General features: G+C 36.7%; 15 protein-coding genes. 10 read left to right on the forward strand and 5 right to left on the reverse strand.

Annotated elements, in window-relative coordinates; genetic code table 11:
- Positions 1-8 precede the first annotated feature (8 nt).
- From yidC to rpmH, 4 genes are read right to left on the reverse strand one after another with little or no spacing between them, the layout of a single operon-like run.
- A complete protein-coding gene (yidC, locus tag O4O04_RS17195) occupies positions 9-1,973 on the reverse strand; it encodes a membrane protein insertase YidC (protein WP_272533004.1) in 1,965 nt (654 codons plus the stop codon).
- A 3-nt stretch (positions 1,974-1,976) separates the two neighbouring features.
- Positions 1,977-2,204 (reverse strand): membrane protein insertion efficiency factor YidD, encoded by a 228-nt coding sequence (gene yidD / locus O4O04_RS17200; protein ID WP_272533005.1) that lies wholly within the window; start codon positions 2,202-2,204, stop codon positions 1,977-1,979.
- Positions 2,201-2,530, reverse strand: a complete 330-nt coding sequence (rnpA, locus tag O4O04_RS17205) for a ribonuclease P protein component (RefSeq protein ID WP_336297511.1) — start codon at positions 2,528-2,530, stop codon at positions 2,201-2,203. The genes yidD and rnpA overlap by 4 nt, the downstream gene beginning before the upstream one ends.
- A gap of 21 nt (positions 2,531-2,551) precedes the next feature.
- Complete coding sequence (gene rpmH / locus O4O04_RS17210; protein WP_272533006.1) at positions 2,552-2,713, reverse strand: 50S ribosomal protein L34; 162 nt, start codon at positions 2,711-2,713, stop codon at positions 2,552-2,554.
- 323 nt (positions 2,714-3,036) lie between these two features.
- Here rpmH and O4O04_RS17215 point away from each other — a divergent pair, with 323 nt between their 5' ends.
- The 10 genes from O4O04_RS17215 (at position 3,037) to O4O04_RS17260 (ending at position 14,863) form a co-directional block, all read left to right on the forward strand.
- Entirely contained in the window at positions 3,037-4,776 is a 1,740-nt protein-coding gene (locus O4O04_RS17215; RefSeq protein WP_272533008.1) for a hypothetical protein, read from the forward strand.
- 50 nt (positions 4,777-4,826) lie between these two features.
- Positions 4,827-6,614 carry a hypothetical protein gene (locus O4O04_RS17220; protein WP_272533009.1) on the forward strand — a complete coding sequence of 596 codons (1,788 nt, stop codon included), beginning with the start codon at positions 4,827-4,829 and terminating at the stop codon, positions 6,612-6,614.
- Between the two features lie 34 nt (positions 6,615-6,648).
- Positions 6,649-7,899 (forward strand): hypothetical protein, encoded by a 1,251-nt coding sequence (locus O4O04_RS17225; protein WP_272533010.1) that lies wholly within the window; start codon positions 6,649-6,651, stop codon positions 7,897-7,899.
- A gap of 138 nt (positions 7,900-8,037) precedes the next feature.
- Positions 8,038-9,426, forward strand: a complete 1,389-nt coding sequence (locus tag O4O04_RS17230) for a TolC family protein (protein WP_272533011.1) — start codon at positions 8,038-8,040, stop codon at positions 9,424-9,426.
- Positions 9,423-10,397, forward strand: coding sequence for an efflux RND transporter periplasmic adaptor subunit (locus tag O4O04_RS17235; RefSeq protein ID WP_272533013.1), 975 nt, complete (start codon positions 9,423-9,425; stop codon positions 10,395-10,397). The genes O4O04_RS17230 and O4O04_RS17235 overlap by 4 nt, the downstream gene beginning before the upstream one ends.
- A gap of 11 nt (positions 10,398-10,408) precedes the next feature.
- Entirely contained in the window at positions 10,409-12,409 is a 2,001-nt protein-coding gene (locus O4O04_RS17240; protein ID WP_272533014.1) for an ABC transporter permease, read from the forward strand.
- Positions 12,410-12,461: 52 nt separating this feature from the next.
- Positions 12,462-12,893, forward strand: a complete 432-nt coding sequence (locus O4O04_RS17245; RefSeq protein WP_272533015.1) for a c-type cytochrome — start codon at positions 12,462-12,464, stop codon at positions 12,891-12,893.
- A gap of 94 nt (positions 12,894-12,987) precedes the next feature.
- Complete coding sequence (locus O4O04_RS17250) at positions 12,988-13,320, forward strand: hypothetical protein (RefSeq protein ID WP_272533016.1); 333 nt, start codon at positions 12,988-12,990, stop codon at positions 13,318-13,320.
- 40 nt (positions 13,321-13,360) lie between these two features.
- The gene (locus tag O4O04_RS17255; protein ID WP_272533018.1) at positions 13,361-14,650 is read left to right on the forward strand and encodes an adenylate/guanylate cyclase domain-containing protein; all 1,290 of its coding nucleotides are present in this window, start codon (positions 13,361-13,363) and stop codon (positions 14,648-14,650) included.
- Positions 14,651-14,665: 15 nt separating this feature from the next.
- Entirely contained in the window at positions 14,666-14,863 is a 198-nt protein-coding gene (locus O4O04_RS17260) for a DoxX family protein (protein ID WP_272533019.1), read from the forward strand.
- A 168-nt stretch (positions 14,864-15,031) separates the two neighbouring features.
- Here the strand turns inward: O4O04_RS17260 and O4O04_RS17265 are convergent, their stop codons facing one another.
- Entirely contained in the window at positions 15,032-17,080 is a 2,049-nt protein-coding gene (locus O4O04_RS17265) for a sigma-54-dependent Fis family transcriptional regulator (protein ID WP_272536138.1), read from the reverse strand.
- Positions 17,081-17,322: the final 242 nt, after the last annotated feature.

A 17,322-nucleotide genomic window follows, 5' to 3' on the forward strand; every position in this document is an offset into this window, starting at 1 on the left:
CTAAATATTTATTTCTTTCTTCGTCCGCGTGGTGGCGGTGTTCTGCGAACAGCTGGCTTCTGATTATTAGCACTCGGAAGATTGCTTGCTTTGCCATCACCTGAATCAGATAATTTTTTCAATTTAGCATCTTTTCCAAATTTATTAGTCCATAACTGTTGCAAGATGGACAAAATGTTCTGCATCGTCCAATAAAGAGTAACTCCAGCAGGCATAGCCCAGAAAAAATACAACATGATGACTGGCATAAAATACATCATCATCTTCTGATTAGGATCTGCAGTAGAAACTGTGAGTCTAGATTGTAGGAATTGAGAACCAACCATTACAAGTGGCAATGCATTGATATTCAATCCACCCATACCAAACATTGCAGGCAATTGATAGATCGTATCTGGTTCACTGAGATCATTCACCCAGAGAAAAGGAGATTCCCATAAGTCCACTGTGTCAGAGAAAGCTGTATACAATGCGATAAAGATCGGAATCTGGATCAGCATCGGAAGACATCCGCCCATTGGGTTCACTTTGTTCTTCTTATACAACTCCATGATTTTTTGTTGTTTAACTTGTGGATCTTTTTCGTATTTTTCATTGATTTCTTTGATCTGAGGTGAGAGCTCTTGCATCTTCTTCATGCTCTCAGCTTGCTTCTGATTCAATGGAAAGAAGGCAAGCTTGAACAAAATCGCAAAAATAATAATTCCCCAACCATAATTCGGAATCACATATGTATAGATTTTCTTGAGAATCCATACAATTCCATTTCTGAATGGAGTGGTAAGTCCTTGATTGAAAGACTTATCCAATGCATCACTTAACCCAACGAAGATGGATTGTTTATTCTGTTTAGGATCAATTTTCGGATCCCGAAAAGCCATTCCGTCCGCTTCTCTGATTCCAACATAGGCAGCATAGTCAAAACTCTCGGACTTTCCAGGCTCAATCACTAAACTGTCATAAATCATTAAGACACCTGTTCTGTTCTTCGCACGGTTGTCCAACAAAACACCATCCGGTTTGTTCTCACCTAATGGGTCTAATACGGCAATAAAATATCGACTTCCGGTTCCCGCGAAGTCCAAGCCTTCACCAGTTCCTTTCTGGATTTCAAATCGATTATCTTCTGGCTTACTTCCAAAAAAATTGGAAAAGAAACCTTCAGTTGTAGTTCCATCCAAATAGTCTTTGAAAGATCCATCAAGATAGTAGTATCGAAAAAAGTTTGCCATATCTCGATCACTCATATCATCTTGAGCCTTAGTTACAGGGCCAAGGCTTCCGAAGGATCGAAAATATAGATTTCTTTTTTTGTCAGCAAGAGTTATTACATTGTTTGAACGGTTTACAATTTCCATTTTGTAGGAAAAATAATTCTCATCTGGAAAAAATTTAAATATTTTGCGAAGTAAATAACTTTTATCTAGAGACAAACCTTCGAAAGTGATGGTTAGATTTTCTTTATCAAAACTTCCAGCAAAGTTGATTCCGTTAAAATCCGAGCTAGGAATATTTTCTTTATCAAAAATCGGATTGAAATCAAATCCATTGCCTCTCGAAATTTCAATTGCTTGGTACTTTTCACCATCGAATTCGATCGTATGTTTATCTGGATCTTTAACAATTTGAAGCTCAGTACCATCTGGTTCTTTATGGTTCTTTATATAGAATTGATTGATCTTACCGCCAAGTGAACTTAATTCAATTAAGTATGGTGCTGTCTTAATATAGAATTTTTTGACAGAACTTGGATCTACAGGTTTGATATCCGCACTAACGACTGGTTTGATTTCAGATTTTTTCGGATTCTCTGCAGCCTTTTCAGCTTCTTGTGATTCTGTCAATGCATCCGATTGCGCAGATTCATCTTGTTTGGTGATTGGTTCAGGTGGGAAAAAGACATACTGGATGCCCATCCATATACCTAAACTTAAGAATAACGCTAGAAATAATCGACCTTGTCTATCTTGCATAATTTAACTCTTTTTAGTTGGAAGTGGTAGTGGATCCTCATACCCTTGGGACAGAGGATTGCAGCGAAGTATCCTATGAATGCTAAGATACATCGCTTTAGGAAAGGAATAATTTTGAAATGCTAACATGCTATAATCGGAACAAGTAGGAGTGAAGCGACAGGCACCTGGTAGAAGTGGCGAAATGAACTTTTTGTACAACCCAATAAGAAATATAAAAATTCGGTTCATTTTTCCATTTTCCTAAGAGCCTTAGCAAGTAATTGCACACGATCAGGAAATTCCAACTTTTCGATTGCCTTATTGGCGATCACTGCGATGTCGAAACCGTTGGGAAAGTTCTTTTCGTTTTCGAAGCTGATTGCTCGAAGAATCCTTTTCGTTCGGTTACGATCTACGGCTCTGCGAGATGATCGATCTGAGCAGTAGAGGAGCTCGGTATGTCCAAGCTGGTTGTTCGTATAAAGGACTGTGATCGGAAATTGGGAAATTTTCTTAGATTTCTTGAAAAGATCCCGAATTCTGGTCCTATTCCTGAGTGTGTCCGTAATCCTAATTGCTTCTTTTAGTCGTTACTCTTAGAATTTACGTCCGACTTTCTCATCAGAAACGGTCAATTTGTGTCGACCCTTCTTTCTTCTTCTTGAGAGGACATTACGTCCTCCTACAGTCGCCATTCTGGCACGAAAACCATGGGTTCTTGCCCTTCTGATCTTAGATGGTTGAAAAGTTCTTTTCATGAGAATTCCTATTTATAAATAAATGCAGGCTGAATTTCCATCCTCCTGTGAGATTCTGCTGGGTCAATGCGATTTTTTTCAAACCATCCAATTTGGAAAATCATTCCGGCAAAAAATTCTCATGAAGATGTATGAATTATGTCTCATTAAAATTGATATAGAAAATTCCAGATTTTTATTGTCGAATTAGAAGAAGAATTGAAAGAAGAATCAGCATTTTTTATGATTGAAATTTTTTAGATGTAGGAAAAAATTACATTGATATATTAGAATTTTAAAGTATTTCATTGTATCGAAATTTTTTAATTCAGGGAAATGGAGAAGTGAAAAAATTTATTATTGCGTTGTTGATTATTTTTAGCTCTACTCATTGCATATTGTTCAACGAAAATGATCTGGATCCCAATAGCGAACTTTCCCTTTTACTACAACTTTCCCGCTTATTTGGAACCAGTTCACCGGATATTCAATCATTTGGCTATTTATTAGAAGTCACGCCGAAACAAAATGGCTCAGCTATACCTAATGCATATATCCAAGTTCACAAAGTTTCCGAGGACGCAGAAATTCCCACGTCAATTTCTGATCAATTTGAATTTGAGAGTTTTATAGGAACCTTTCTTCAAAATCCGGATAACCAAACCAAAATCTATCTAGAAGATCTTGGAACCTACAGATTTGATATTTATGAATTCTTAGACCCGGACACATTTTTGTTGGCGTCCTACATAGGAACTCTCAGTGAGGAATCGTCTGGACTTAATCTTACAATGCTGGGTAACTTTCCTACAGAATTCACTTGGGATTCAAATAGCCTATCCAAGATTCCAAAGAGAAATTATGATTCCTATCAATTTATATATGAAGGAACTGTTGAATTTTTGGGCAGTGTTAATGGAACAAACTATTCGCATATTCGAATATGCTTTAATAAAGATCTCAAGATGGGAATAGGATCATTATCACTTAAGGCATATCCAATGATTATTTCTACTAAGAATGGAATCGAATTTTCCACCAAAGTGATTTATGATTTTAGTATTGATGCTGTATTATCGGCAACTCCAACATTCTCCTCTTTTGATCTACACAATTACACGGTAGCGGGAAATGAAATTGTCCTGATGTATGAATTGATAGAGAATGGAAATGCAGAATCTTATAAACTAGTCAGAATTCCAGCAGACGATCTCCAGAATCTTGTAGTTTCAACGATAGCGCCAAGGGGAATTGGAAATACGCAAATAAATGGAGGCCTATTCTATTATTTTGGTGGTAAAATTATTTATTTAGAAGAAGACAATACATCTCAACCACAAGTTAGAACTGATTCGAATTTTTTTGATCCTGCAAGTGTCAATGAAGAATTGACGGATTGGAACGGACCTTTTTCTCCATTTCAAAATGGAGCTATCAGTAAACGATTTTTTCTAGGAAATTCTTTAGTTGGATTATCGAATGCGTCATGCACTCCCACAGGAGGTTATTTCATCCTCAATTCAGATCTATCTTTTGCAACACCTGAATCTTACACGAATATTACTCCACTGGGTGGCAGTCCCAGCTGTGATTGGATAGCACATCCAAATCAAATTTTATTGTATGAACAAGATTCCGTTGGAACGGCTGTTCGAATTTCTACAACTTCGGATTCCATTCCCAATACATTAACATTTACAAATGCAATATCTTATTCGACTTCTTACACTACCAATCTTTCGCCAGGCGGATTCAGATACAATACAACCAAAACGATCTTTGAATATGAACGTGACGAAAGTGGGGTGCTCATTGAGTTCAGTAATACTGATAATAGCTTTCGTAACCTAAACTACCCCGCTTCACCGACCGTAATACCTGGTTTGACCACAGGCAGTTTTTCATTTTCTCAAAACTGCGATTTCATCAATGATCGAATTTTTTGCTTTGATAAACCTCAATATTCTGACCCGATTGATGAAACAAATTTTCGAACGAACGACCTAACTTTTAGTTATTCGGACGATGGAATCAATTGGACGAATTGGGAACCAGTCGTGTTAGAACCTGCAAGACAAAATTGAACGATTGAAATTTCTTGACTTAGTCAAATTAATTCTAAACTTGGCTCTAGATGCCACTTTTCCTAAAAAGATTTATTCTAGCTATTGTTCTATTATCGAATGCGAATTGTTTGGTTTTTAAAGAGTCAGAATTTGATCCTAATAGCGATTTCTCCAATCTGCTCAAGCTTTTTGCTTATCTAAACAGAAAAACCTATGAAGTCACGCTGGAATTGAGTTATAGGAATGCTGGAGTTCCGATGGCTTACCAGACATTTGTTACAGTGGCTGCTGTATCGGAAAATTTTGAATTGCCTGAAATTATAGAAGAAAGAATACTCGACTCTCCTGATTACAGGCATATCAGCGGGCATTTCCAGTCAGAAAAAGCTAATTTTAACATTACATTAGCCACAATCGGTAAATATCGCTTGGACTACTATACCATAAGTGGCGGAATCACTTTCCATGGGTCGCAACTAATTGAAATTACCGATATCTTAAATCCAAATATAAATATTCTTTCAACCAAACTAAAAATTTCAGACCACAGCATAACTTTAATAGGAATTGTTAGAAATGAATTATCAGATAAACGATTGTTACCAGGAACAGAAGGAATAGAGTCTATCGGATACTATGACGGAAAGCATTATTTTTATGGATCTTTCTTGGATCCATCCAAGTTCACTGTTCATTCGAATAGATACACTGTAGGTTACTTTTCAAAAATTGTATGGTTTGATGAGCAAACTTCAATATGGGAAAGTGTAACTATTCCTAATGCTAGTAGTTTAGAAGTAATTACCATTGATACTAGTACCACAGATGAAATTCTGATTTCCTTATCAAAACCATTTTATCAAGATGGAAGAATCCATATTTACCTAACAGAAGTTAGAAGAATTAATATCGCAGGAAATACAACAGAAAATTTTCGAAATATTAGACTTATAAGCTTTGCGACGGGCAATTCCAAAGAACTACTGATCGAGAATATTTCTTTGCGAGGTCTTGGAAAGAATGCTTTGATCGACAGTAATTCTTTTCTATTTTCAGGAGAATTTATTTATGTGGAAAATGAAAACAATGTTGCCAGCACAGAAGAATATCGCCGGGACAATAATTTTCTAAGAAATGGAAGTACGAATTCTCCGATCGGAAACTCAACTCCTGATTTTACTTATTTTCCTGGGATCACTCTAGCGGAGAGTATATTCTCCCGAAACGGTAGCTTATTTCGTGACCTAGGTGGATCTCAATACAGATCATTAAATTCAAGTTTTGCGACAGTAGACGGAACCTATAGCCATCAGGTAAATATGGATGCATCATCCGCTTTTAATTTATATGGAAATCCCTACAAATTTTTGTTATTCGAATCAGAAACTAATAATAAACGATATAGAATAACAGCATCTAATTCCGATCAAACATCGGGAAATATTTTATTCGAAGCAGCAAACGCAACTTCGCCCAAAAATTATTCTAGTGCTATAAGTTTTTATGGAATGGTCTTTTCCTCTTCCAGATCTTTTATCTCGATCAATGTTGATAATACAGAACCCTATCCGCTAATTAGATTGAATCATAGCAATAACCAATTCACCGACATTTCTCCAATTCCGACAGCACGAATCGAAGAATCCATTCCCAATTTTCAATACGAATTCAGTGATTCACTTAAGGATCAGTGCACCTTAAGTGAAATAAAATTGTTATGCGTTTACCAAGTCAGAACTCAGTATTCGCCAAATCAAAGCCTCGGAACTTATCGTTCCACCTTTTATGTCTTCACTGAATCGACCGATGGCACGAATTGGAACCAATACCAGAAAATCGAGCCCGTAAATAATTGATTGATAAAAATTCCATTCAAATGAATTTTTATCGATGGACAAAAATATTTTCAATAGAAGAACTTTTCTCAAATCAAGCTTACTTGCTTCTGGCCTTATTCTCGCTCCAGATTTTTTAAAAACTTTAAACGCCAAATCAGTAATTGATTTCGGCTATGCCAAAACAGATCCACTTGGATATGCCTATCTAAGAGGCATAACAAATCCCATACATCAGATCATCATCGCAGGGATCTCTGCACCTAATTCACACAATACGCAACCTTGGAAGTTTCGGATACTTTCTGATTCAGCATTTGAAATTTATGCTGATGGAGATAGACAATTGCTTCCTATTGACCCGCTCAATCGTCAACTCTATCATACACAAGGAACATTTTTAGAATTTGCCTATTTAGCTTCTAAAGTTATTGGGTACGAATGTAAAATTCAATATTTTCCCAAAGGAGTTGTACAATCTTCAAAATTCGATAAATTTCCGATAGCAAGGATGGAAATCAAACCAAGCAAAGCTTTGCTCGAAGCACAAAAGATCAATGAATCCAATGGCAATTCGAAACCCAAGCAAAACTTTGATCCTGAAAGTTTATTCTCCGCAATTGAGAACCGTCAAATGAATCGTGGTTCTTACAAAGGAGAATTCTTAACGGAAGAAGATCTGAATAGAATCAATGAGATATCAGCACCTAGCTCTTGTTCGCTGGTTTATTCATTGGGAGAAGAAAAAATCAATGATTTATTGCCGATTTTCAATGAAGCTTTCGTAAAAGAAATTTCTGATCCAGATAAAAATGAGATCAATCGAATCTGGTTTAGATTATCTAAGGAAGAAATTTATACCAAAAGAGATGGCATCACTTTAGAAGGAAATGGATTGACCAATCCGATTCTATGGATTGCAAAAACTTTTTTCATGGATATGAGCAAGGAAGGCTGGAATAGTAAATCATCCTTGAAGCAGTCTTCTGAATCTTTTGCTAATTCGATTCAATCCAGTAAAGCTCTCGTATTTTTTGTAACCAATGGAATTGATAACGAAAAAACATGGATAGATGTCGGACGAGATTTTGCCCGCTATACATTGGCTGTCGCAAAAGAAGGCGTCGCATTTCATACAATGAACCAAGCGTTTGTTGATAGTCCGGAAAGCAATGTTTTCCAAGAACAATTCAAATCAAAACTAGGTTTGAAATCTCGCTCTGTAATTCAACTTGCGGGTAGACTTGGCAAAGCAGATCTATCATTTGTCAGTCCACGAAGAGATTTAAATGAATTTCTGAAATAGTCCCTATTCAATTTATTTATAATTTTCTAATCAATGATTGGAAAAATCCCAGTACTATGGATTATGAGAAGATTGCGAAATTGTCTTTTTTATCATTGAGAGGGAACTTCAACTTATAAAATCGGGTATATAAATCTAGTGAGACCAATATGTTTTCTATTATTCCTAATTGGTAATGCGTACTTTACAGTATTCGCCCAATCAATATCTGATATCAAAGATTTGGACTGGGAGACATGTATGCGTGAGGCAACGATTGGAAATCCAGATCTATCCATCGCACGCGCAGAATTAGAAAAATCAGTCTTTGAGAATCGAAAAGCATATGCCAATTTTGTACCGCAAATCAATGCGATTGGATCCTTTCGACGTTCCGAAAATTTATTACAAAATTCAACTAGCAACAACACAGATCCCTTAGTTGCAGCGATTCGAAACAATCAAAATTCAACGAATAACAGTGGGAATAATCTTAATAATCAAGACCCTTCTGTTCTGCGAATCGGTGAGAATACTGGTCCATTTGACAGATTTTCCATTGGGCTCAGTGCGGATCAGAATCTATTTGCAGGTCTTAAGGATGTGGGAGAATTGGATCGAACTAGCAGTATAGTTCGTGTTAACCAAAAGATTTTGGAAGATACAAAATTACGAGTAAGTTTTGAACTATCAAGTGCTTTTTCGCAGACGCTATATGCACAAGCTCTAATGGATCTATCCAAAATTATTTATGATCGCAGAATTATGAATCGTAATATGGTGAAGCTACGATATGAAGGTGGACGAGAGCATAAGGGATCTTATCTCTTGAGTGAAGCGGCTGTAGGTCAAGCAAAGTTTGAATTGGAGCAAGCTGAGAGGTTGTGGCAGACCAATAGTGCAGAACTATTTCGAGTCATGGGAAGGGATTACAACAAACCAATTCGAGTCATAGGAGCATTAGAAACTCCAACTCCACCTAATAGACCGAATATGACAAAAATAGCAGAAACACATCCTCAAGTTCAGCAAGAACAGGCACGGGTCAAAGCAGCTCAAGCTGGAATCAATATAGCAGACAGCCAATTCTATCCAAGTCTAGGTTGGAACGCGTCTGTGTCTCAGCAAGATGAGAAGTGGCTACCCAATCCAAGATCTTATTCAATTGGTGTAAGTGTCACCTATCCGCTGTTCGCTGGCGGTCGCGACTATTACAACTCGAAAATTGCAAGAAAAGAAATGGAACGAACAAGGCATCAATTGCAGAAAACGAAAAATCAACTCACAGCAACTCTTGAGCAGACCTTTCAAAATTTTATCACAACCTCAGACAATGTTGCGGTTCTAGCTAATTTTTTTGAAGCAGCAGAGACAAGGGCAAAAATTGCCAGAGCTCAATATTCTAACGGACTATTGCCTTTTGAAAATTGGGATATAATCGAGAGTGATCTCATCCAGAGGCAGAGAAGTCTGCTCGCAGGAAGACGTGATGCAAAAATAGCAGAAGCCAATTGGCTTCGAAATAGTGGACAAAACCTTCTACCATGAAAATTACAAAACAAAAACTACTACTTCTGCTGATCATGATCGTAATTGGTATCGGCATAACGTACTATCTATACGGTGGAACAACAGAATCTATTCAATATAGACCATACCAAGTATCAGAAGAGCCTTTAGAGATAACAGTTAGAGCATCCGGAACTGTAAGTCCAATGAATCGCTTAGAGATCAAGCCACCGGTTGCTGGACGAATAGAGACCATACTTATACAAGAAGGACAAAATGTTCGCAAAGGGCAGATTCTTGCCTGGATGAGTTCAACGGAACGTGCAGCTTTATTGGATGCGGCGCGAGCAAAAGGTCCAGAGGAAGTAAAGGAATGGGAAGATTTATATAAACCGACACCTGTTATGGCTCCACTCAGCGGACTTGTCATCGCGAATTTTATAAATCCTGGACAAACTGTAACTCAGCAAGATCCACTCATCGTTTTGTCAGATTATCTAATAGTTCGTGCACAAGTTGATGAGACTGACCTTGCAAAGATACGAGTAAATCAAATCGCAACAATAACTATCGATTCTTTTCAATCAGAAAAAATCAAAGCTAAAGTTCGCCATATCGCTTATGAAGCCTTGATAGTGAATAATGTGACAGTGTATGAAGTTGAAGTAGCACCCGAATCCAAATCAGAAATTATGAGAAGCGGAATGTCTGCAACAATTGATTTTCAAGTAGCTTCAAAAGATAAAACAATCATGGTTCCCTTTGAAGCAATCAAGAAAAATTCGCAAGGCTTCAGTTATGTGAATGTCGCATCCCAAAATTCTAAAAACAGCAATTGGATTCCTGAAGAAAGAGTTATCACAATTGGACTCTCGGATGAGACTATGATTGAGATTATTGACGGACTAGAATCAAATGAGATTGTTCTCATAGAAGAGAAAATAAAGGCAAACAACCCTCAAACCAAAAGCTCAAATCCACTCACTCCAACTCGTATTCCAAAAAGATAAAAATAAATTCTATGTCTTTGATCAAAATAACCAATCTATCTAAATTCTATGCGACCGGTGCAGAACAAATGCAAGTTCTCAAATCTGTAAGTCTAGAAGTAGAAGAAGGTGAATTCGTTGCAATCATGGGAGCTTCAGGCTCAGGCAAATCAACTCTATTGCAAATCCTAGGTTTATTAGATGGATTTGATTCTGGAAATTATTTATTGAATGGTGTTGAATCATCTGGTTTAAATGACGAAGAGCTCGCAAAACTGCGTTCCGATACTATTGGTTTTGTTTTCCAGCAATTTCATTTATTACCAAGAACTGCTGCCTGGGAAAATGTTTCATTGCCTTCCTTATATTCAGGTGATTCCAATCCTAAACCTCGCGCAATTCAACTATTGAAAACTGTTGGATTGGGAGATAGAACTCAACACAAACCCAATCAATTATCTGGAGGACAGCAACAGAGAGTAGCAATTGCAAGGTCTCTCATGAACCATCCCAAAATTTTACTCGCAGATGAACCTACTGGGAATCTCGATTCTAAAAGCAAAATTGAAATTATGCAAATACTTACAGGTCTCAATGATCAAGGTAAAACTATTGTTATGGTTACGCATGAAGAAGATATCGCATCTTATTGTTCGAGAATCATACAATTTCGAGATGGAGAAATTATCAGAGATGCAAAAAATCCTAGTTTCAAAAAGACCAAACTAAATTCATCCATCAATTCAAATACTGAAACAGCTGATTTCCATCATACGGCTGAAGATTTAAATTTTGAAAAAGTCGCAAGAAAGAATTTAGATGTTTTCAAAGGATATTTTGTGTCAGCCGCAAAAACTCTAGTAGCAAATAAAGCACGCACACTTCTCTCAGCATTAGGAATCCTTTTCGGTGTCGCGGCAGTTATCGTTGTTATGGCATTAGGTGAAGGAGCACGAATCTCGATCGAGAAGCAACTTTCCTCTATGGGCTCAAATTTGCTAATGGTCAGGTCCGGTGCATCAAGATCCGGTGGAGTTGCTTTGGAAGCAGGTGCAGTAGCTCGAATGACTCTGGAAGATGTAAGACTTCTAGAAAAAAATATTCCGCGAATAGACAAAATCAGTGGAACCGTTAATGGTCGTGCACAATCCGTTTACCTTAACAAAAATTGGAATACGCAAATCATGGGAACTGAAGCAAACTATAGTTATGTGAGAAATTTAGAACCGACCCAAGGAAGGTTTTTTACAGAAGAGGAAAACAGTAAGCGTGCGCTTGTTGGTTTAATAGGTGAAACAGTACGTCGAGAACTTTTTGGTGATTCAAATCCAGTTGGAGAATTCATCAAACTCAATCGAATTCATTTTCGAGTCATTGGAGTTCTTCCAATTCGAGGCGGTTCCAGTTGGAGAGATCAAGATGATGTTGTCATGATTCCAATTCAGACCGCTATGCGTAGACTCCTCAACCGGGATACTATCGACGGAATTGAAATGGAAATTTCAAGTGCTGAGGAAATGGCTAGTGCCGAAGCATCCATACGAACTATACTAAACAGAAGGCATAACCCATCCGACATACCTGGTAATTTATTTCTAATCCAAAACATGGCAGATATCCAATCTGCCGTCAATGAGACCAACCAAACTATGTCAGCCCTTCTCATTGCCATTGCAGCGGTTTCTCTCATTGTGGGCGGAATCGGGATCATGAATATCATGCTAGTCTCTGTTAAAGAAAGAACAAGAGAGATTGGTCTTCGCAAAGCAATTGGTGCAAGAAAGCAAGATATCCTAATTCAATTTCTTATTGAATCGGTTTTTATCAGCATATTCGGTGGAATTCTTGGAATCTTATGTGGGCAAATCTCAACAGAATTACTTAGTAGTTTCTCTGGATGGGATACATCAATATCAACATCTTCAATTTTTCTATCTTTAGGTTTTTCTTCGATTACTGGAATTATATTTGGTCTATGGCCTGCAAATATTGCGGCAAACCTGAATCCAATCACTGCCTTACGCTATGAATAATTGAAATTACATAAAATAAAAATTGCCAAATCAATGAATGGAGATTGTAATTATGAGAATCGTAGATAACCTAAAATTTACTGAAACAATGAAATTATATAACTATTCAATCATGATGATCAGGCTATTTCTAATTGGCTTACTCTTAGGATGTGCTAATGAGCCGGTTGAGGAAAATTCTATTTCCACTCCGAAGCCTTTACCACCAGCCGTAACGGTGCCGATTGATGAAAGCTTGTACAGACAGAACGGTTGTGAAGCTTGTCATGGCGTGGATGGTAGCGGCAATTATGAGCGAGCGAAAACGAATCAACTTCCTGATTTTCGTTCGACAAAAACTTATAAATATGGACATTCTGTAACGAAAATCCAAGAATCCATTCGAAAAGGAATTCCAGGAACATCCATGAAATCTTATAAGCAATTGAAGGAATATGAAATCCAATCCATTTCCAAATACATCAAAAAGATGCAGGAAAATTAAAATGAAAAATTCTTTTTTTTACAACATTGATTTAAATTTGTATCGAATATACTTAGCTCTTATAGCTTTTATTTTTTTGAGTATAGGATGCGGAATGAACCAAAAAAAGGATACGATTCATCCAAGAGAATTTGAAAGTATCGTGAACGATAATTTTGTAGGAAGTTGGAGTGGAGAATTTTGGGACAAAAAATCCCTTGTCAAAAAAATTCACCTTAATGTAGAACAGATAGGCGAACGATATGTTTGCACTCTAAAAGTTGGGGATGAAATTCCCAAGATCTATGATGCTTATTATTTTTTTGGTATGAATGTTCTACAAGCAGATGGCTTTCAAATGTCACCGGTTAGTGGAAACTTTGCTTCAATTCTAATAAAGAATCACCCAATTCTTCCAAAAAATGAATCCATTGGATTATCCAAGTAATTATTCTTGCTTATAAAAATAACTGTTGATTCCCTTAGCTATGCGTCTCGAAAATCTTGATAATCTAATTACGAAAGAAGCGAAAGAAGCTTACCAAACTTTACTTCGGTTCTGGCTATATGCTCTTCCGATTTTTGTATTTGTAGTGGTTTTTTTAAATTATTCTTCTGATCTTCATCCAAAGCATTCGATCGCTTTATTAAGTTATATAGTATCTAGTTTTGTATTCATCCTATTTATATATAAAGTCCTTCATAGAAAAAACTTATCTTCGTCCTTTATAATTATTTTCTATTTCCTGGGAATTTCATATCCTTTGATCTCTCCACTAATCACTTTCATAATTACTATGTTATTTGCTCCCGATTTTGCAATATCCATTATGAATCATACGATTCCTTCACTGTTTATAATAATGACAATGTCTACTGGATTTACTTTCTCCTTCAGAATTTCGTCTATCACAGGAATCTTTTCAGCTAGCCTATTTTCGATTTGCTATTTCTGGTTAAGAAGTGCTTTCCCAGAAGCCGTCTTAGCTGGCGTGCAATCAACTGGTCTGTCTTATTTCGTGGAAGTAAATATTTATATTTTGATCACTGGATTATTAGGAGGATTGATTGCTAATCAAGCAAGAAATATGCTTTTGAAGATTTATGAATCTATTCAAGATCGTGAATATATTACAGGAATTTTGGGAGAGTATGTATCCGAAGAAGTGCGAGATAAAATTCTGGAAGAAGGAAGTCTTGCAGAAGAAGGTGAAGAAAAAGAAGTAACCGTATTATTTGCTGATTTAAGAAATTTCACATCTCTATCTGAAGAACGAAGTCCCAAAGATACTGTATCTTTTCTGAATGATTACTTCGATACTATGGTTGATGTTATACACAAACATGGCGGCGTGATTGATAAATTCATTGGAGATGCGCTTATGGCATATTTTGGAGCTCCAATACCTATGCAACATCCTTCCAGAAATGCATTTAAAGCTGCTATTGAAATGAATAATGAATTAGAAATTCTCAATCAAAAGCTTTTAAACAAAGAATTACCAACTTTGAAACACGGGATAGGATTACATCATGGTAGAGTAATCTTAGGAAATATTGGAAGTAAAAAGCGTAAAAATTATACTATCATCGGTGATACGGTAAACCTTGCATCTCGTTTAGAAGGACTTACAAAACAAATAGATTCTGATCTCATCATTAGCAATGAAGTATATTTGGATCTCGAAGAATCTCAGAAAAGCCAACTGGAACTTCTCTCAGATATTCAAATCAAAGGCAAAAAGAATTCTGTAATATGCTATAAAAAAGCTCAGTAACGTAAGGAAACTAACATGCTAAAAAACAAAAACAAAATCATATATTGGGTCGCCACAGTATGGCTAAGCTTAGGAATGATATCGACAGGGATTGTTCAAATCATCCGCTTAGACGAAGAAGTGCAAAAAATGCAAGCCTTGGGCTATCCAATGTATTTTTTAACAATCATTTCATGGTATTATAGACCACTGGATAGAAAATTCAATATATAAGTTTTGCAATGTAAGACAATATCTCATCACAATGAGATCGATCTGCATAATGCTTGGCAAGGCGGACCAGGAAACGGATAGATAGCTACTGGAAGCTGAATTTGAATCACCTCTCCGCTTTTTTCAATCTAAAATTTATGGGTAGGATAACTTTGAAGATTTGAATATTCAGTATTCGATATTCAATTCTTTTATCTTCTTATCCAATGTGTTTCTATTGATACCTAGAAATTTCGCGACTCGAGTTTTGGTATATCGAAACTTCTTCATAGCATATTGAATCATTCTTGCTTCCACTTCATTTACAATCACTTCCATCGCACGTCCATCGAGTCCATCCAAATGACTTGGAGAAAAATTGGATGGTGCAATCTCTGGTGTATCCGCAGTCTCTGACATTTGTTGTTGAGGTTCCAAATTCACGTCAACAATAGCCAATTTATCACTGATCTCATTGAAATCCTCGACGTCTAACGACTCACCTTGTGATAAAACAATAGCTCGTTCAATCACATTCTCTAATTCTCGAACATTGCCTGGCCATTGGTATTTGAGTAATAACTTGGCTGCTTCTCTAGTTAAGCCACTTATATTTTTGGAGTTGTCCTTAGTATATTTCTCTATGAAATGATTGATAAGAAGTGGTATATCTTCCGTTCTCTCACGAAGGGCAGGAGTATGAATATTAACAACATTTAGGCGATAGTATAGATCAGCTCGGAATTTTTTCTCAGCAATCAAAGTTTCAAGATTCGCATTTGTTGCAGCAATGATTCGTACATCGATTTTTTTGGTTTTGATTGATCCAACTGCCTCAATTTCACGTTCTTGTAAAACTCTAAGGAGCTTGGATTGTAAATTTAAATCCATCTCACCAATCTCATCTAAGAATATTGTTCCAGTATCAGCAAGTTCGAATTTTCCTTTTTTATCTGATACAGCGCCTGTAAAAGAACCTTTTTTATGACCAAACAATTCACTCTCAAGTAAGTTTTCTGGAATTGCGGCACAATTGATTTTTATAAATGGATTCTCGGAACGACTGCTGTTGTAGTGAATTGAGCTTGCGATCATTTCTTTTCCAGTTCCCGATTCTCCAGTGATAAGAATCGAAGCTCTTGAATCAGAAACCAATTGAATTTTTTCGAATAATTTCTCCATATTTGGAGCTCTTCCAATGAGAGATCCAAATTTATATTTATTCTTCAATTCGCGTTTGAGTTGAATGTTCTCTCTGGAAATTTCTTTCTTAGCTTCTTCAACAAGCTTATTGATTTTTATAGTTTGTGATATAATGGACGTTACTACAAGCAAGAAATCCAAATAAGATTTTAGATCAATATGTTTATGATTGAGCAAGAATACAGATATTACTCCAATTTGAGATTGATCCGAATTTATGGGAGCCATGATCAAGGCAAGATCTTCCAAATTGTTTTTGAAATGAGAAAGGTATCCAACTCGATTCAGAAAATTTGGTTCACTCGCAACTGATTCAATGATAACTGGCTCTCCCGATTCAAATACTTTACCTGTGATTCCTTCACCTACTTGATAGCTTCCTCTCTCAATTTCGTCTGGTGTAAGCCCTGCAGCTGCAACGATTTTGAGTCTAGATTCTTCTTTGTTATAAAGGATAATACTTCCCTTTTCCAATTTCAGTGACTTCTCAAGAAGTGACATTATGGATGTAAAAACTTCCGTCACATCCAAACTCGAAGTAACAACTTTTGCGATTTCGATGAGAGTTGCTTGTATTTTAGTTTTCTGTTCTAAGTTACGAAATGTTTGTAAATTTTTAAAAACTTGTGCTGCTTGATTAGCCAGTACCGCAACAATATCAAACATATCTTTGGTGAATGCATTCAATCGATTCGAGTCAAGTGAGATCACTCCAATTGCAAGCCCATCTACGATCATTGGAACTACCAACTCGGACAAAATGTCCTCTTTGACTTGGATATAGTCTGCGTCTTTGCGAACATCATTTACAAGCTTACCCTTTCCGGTAGAGGCAGCCATTCCCGTTATCCCCTGCCCGATCTTGAGACGAACTTCGTTCATCTTCTGAAGACCCATTCCCCGAGAAGTGATCACATCCAAGACGGTCTCTTTCTCATTGATCAACATTAGAGATCCTGATTCCGCCCCAGAAATCTGAATACATCTATCTAAAATGAGTTCTAGCAATCCATCCGGATCGTGAGTTGAATTCATGGCTGTCGCCACTTCATGAATGGACTGAATGGGATTAATTTTCCGTTCCGACATATTTGCTCCCGCAAAAGGCGAATTGCTTACATAATAAGCAATTCGGCAGTTTTCGTCAATCTAAGTTTGCTTATTTTAAAAGCATATTTACTACTGCCTAATAGTTATGCAAAAAGTATTCCAGTTTTATCAAATGCAGAATTTTCTGCCTAGTCTTTAAGCAAGTTCAGATTAGGATTGCCTTGATT

This window comes from Leptospira sp. GIMC2001 (assembly GCF_028462125.1).
GTDB lineage: Bacteria > Spirochaetota > Leptospiria > Leptospirales > Leptospiraceae.

Bases quoted from the DNA above. Each gene is read 5' to 3' on its own strand.
- rpmH (WP_272533006.1), bottom strand. From the start codon at position 2,713: ATGAAAAGAACTTTTCAACCATCTAAGATCAGAAGGGCAAGAACCCAT.
- O4O04_RS17240 (WP_272533014.1), top strand. From the start codon at position 10,409: ATGTCTTTGATCAAAATAACCAATCTATCTAAATTCTATGCGACCGGT.
- O4O04_RS17245 (WP_272533015.1), top strand. From the start codon at position 12,462: ATGAGAATCGTAGATAACCTAAAATTTACTGAAACAATGAAATTATAT.
- yidC (WP_272533004.1), bottom strand. From the start codon at position 1,973: ATGCAAGATAGACAAGGTCGATTATTTCTAGCGTTATTCTTAAGTTTA.
- O4O04_RS17225 (WP_272533010.1), top strand. From the start codon at position 6,649: ATGGACAAAAATATTTTCAATAGAAGAACTTTTCTCAAATCAAGCTTA.
- O4O04_RS17260 (WP_272533019.1), top strand. From the start codon at position 14,666: ATGCTAAAAAACAAAAACAAAATCATATATTGGGTCGCCACAGTATGG.
- O4O04_RS17220 (WP_272533009.1), top strand. From the start codon at position 4,827: ATGCCACTTTTCCTAAAAAGATTTATTCTAGCTATTGTTCTATTATCG.
- O4O04_RS17265 (WP_272536138.1), bottom strand. From the start codon at position 17,080: ATGAATTCAACTCACGATCCGGATGGATTGCTAGAACTCATTTTAGAT.
- O4O04_RS17250 (WP_272533016.1), top strand. From the start codon at position 12,988: ATGAACCAAAAAAAGGATACGATTCATCCAAGAGAATTTGAAAGTATC.
- yidD (WP_272533005.1), bottom strand. From the start codon at position 2,204: ATGAACCGAATTTTTATATTTCTTATTGGGTTGTACAAAAAGTTCATT.
- O4O04_RS17255 (WP_272533018.1), top strand. From the start codon at position 13,361: ATGCGTCTCGAAAATCTTGATAATCTAATTACGAAAGAAGCGAAAGAA.
- O4O04_RS17235 (WP_272533013.1), top strand. From the start codon at position 9,423: ATGAAAATTACAAAACAAAAACTACTACTTCTGCTGATCATGATCGTA.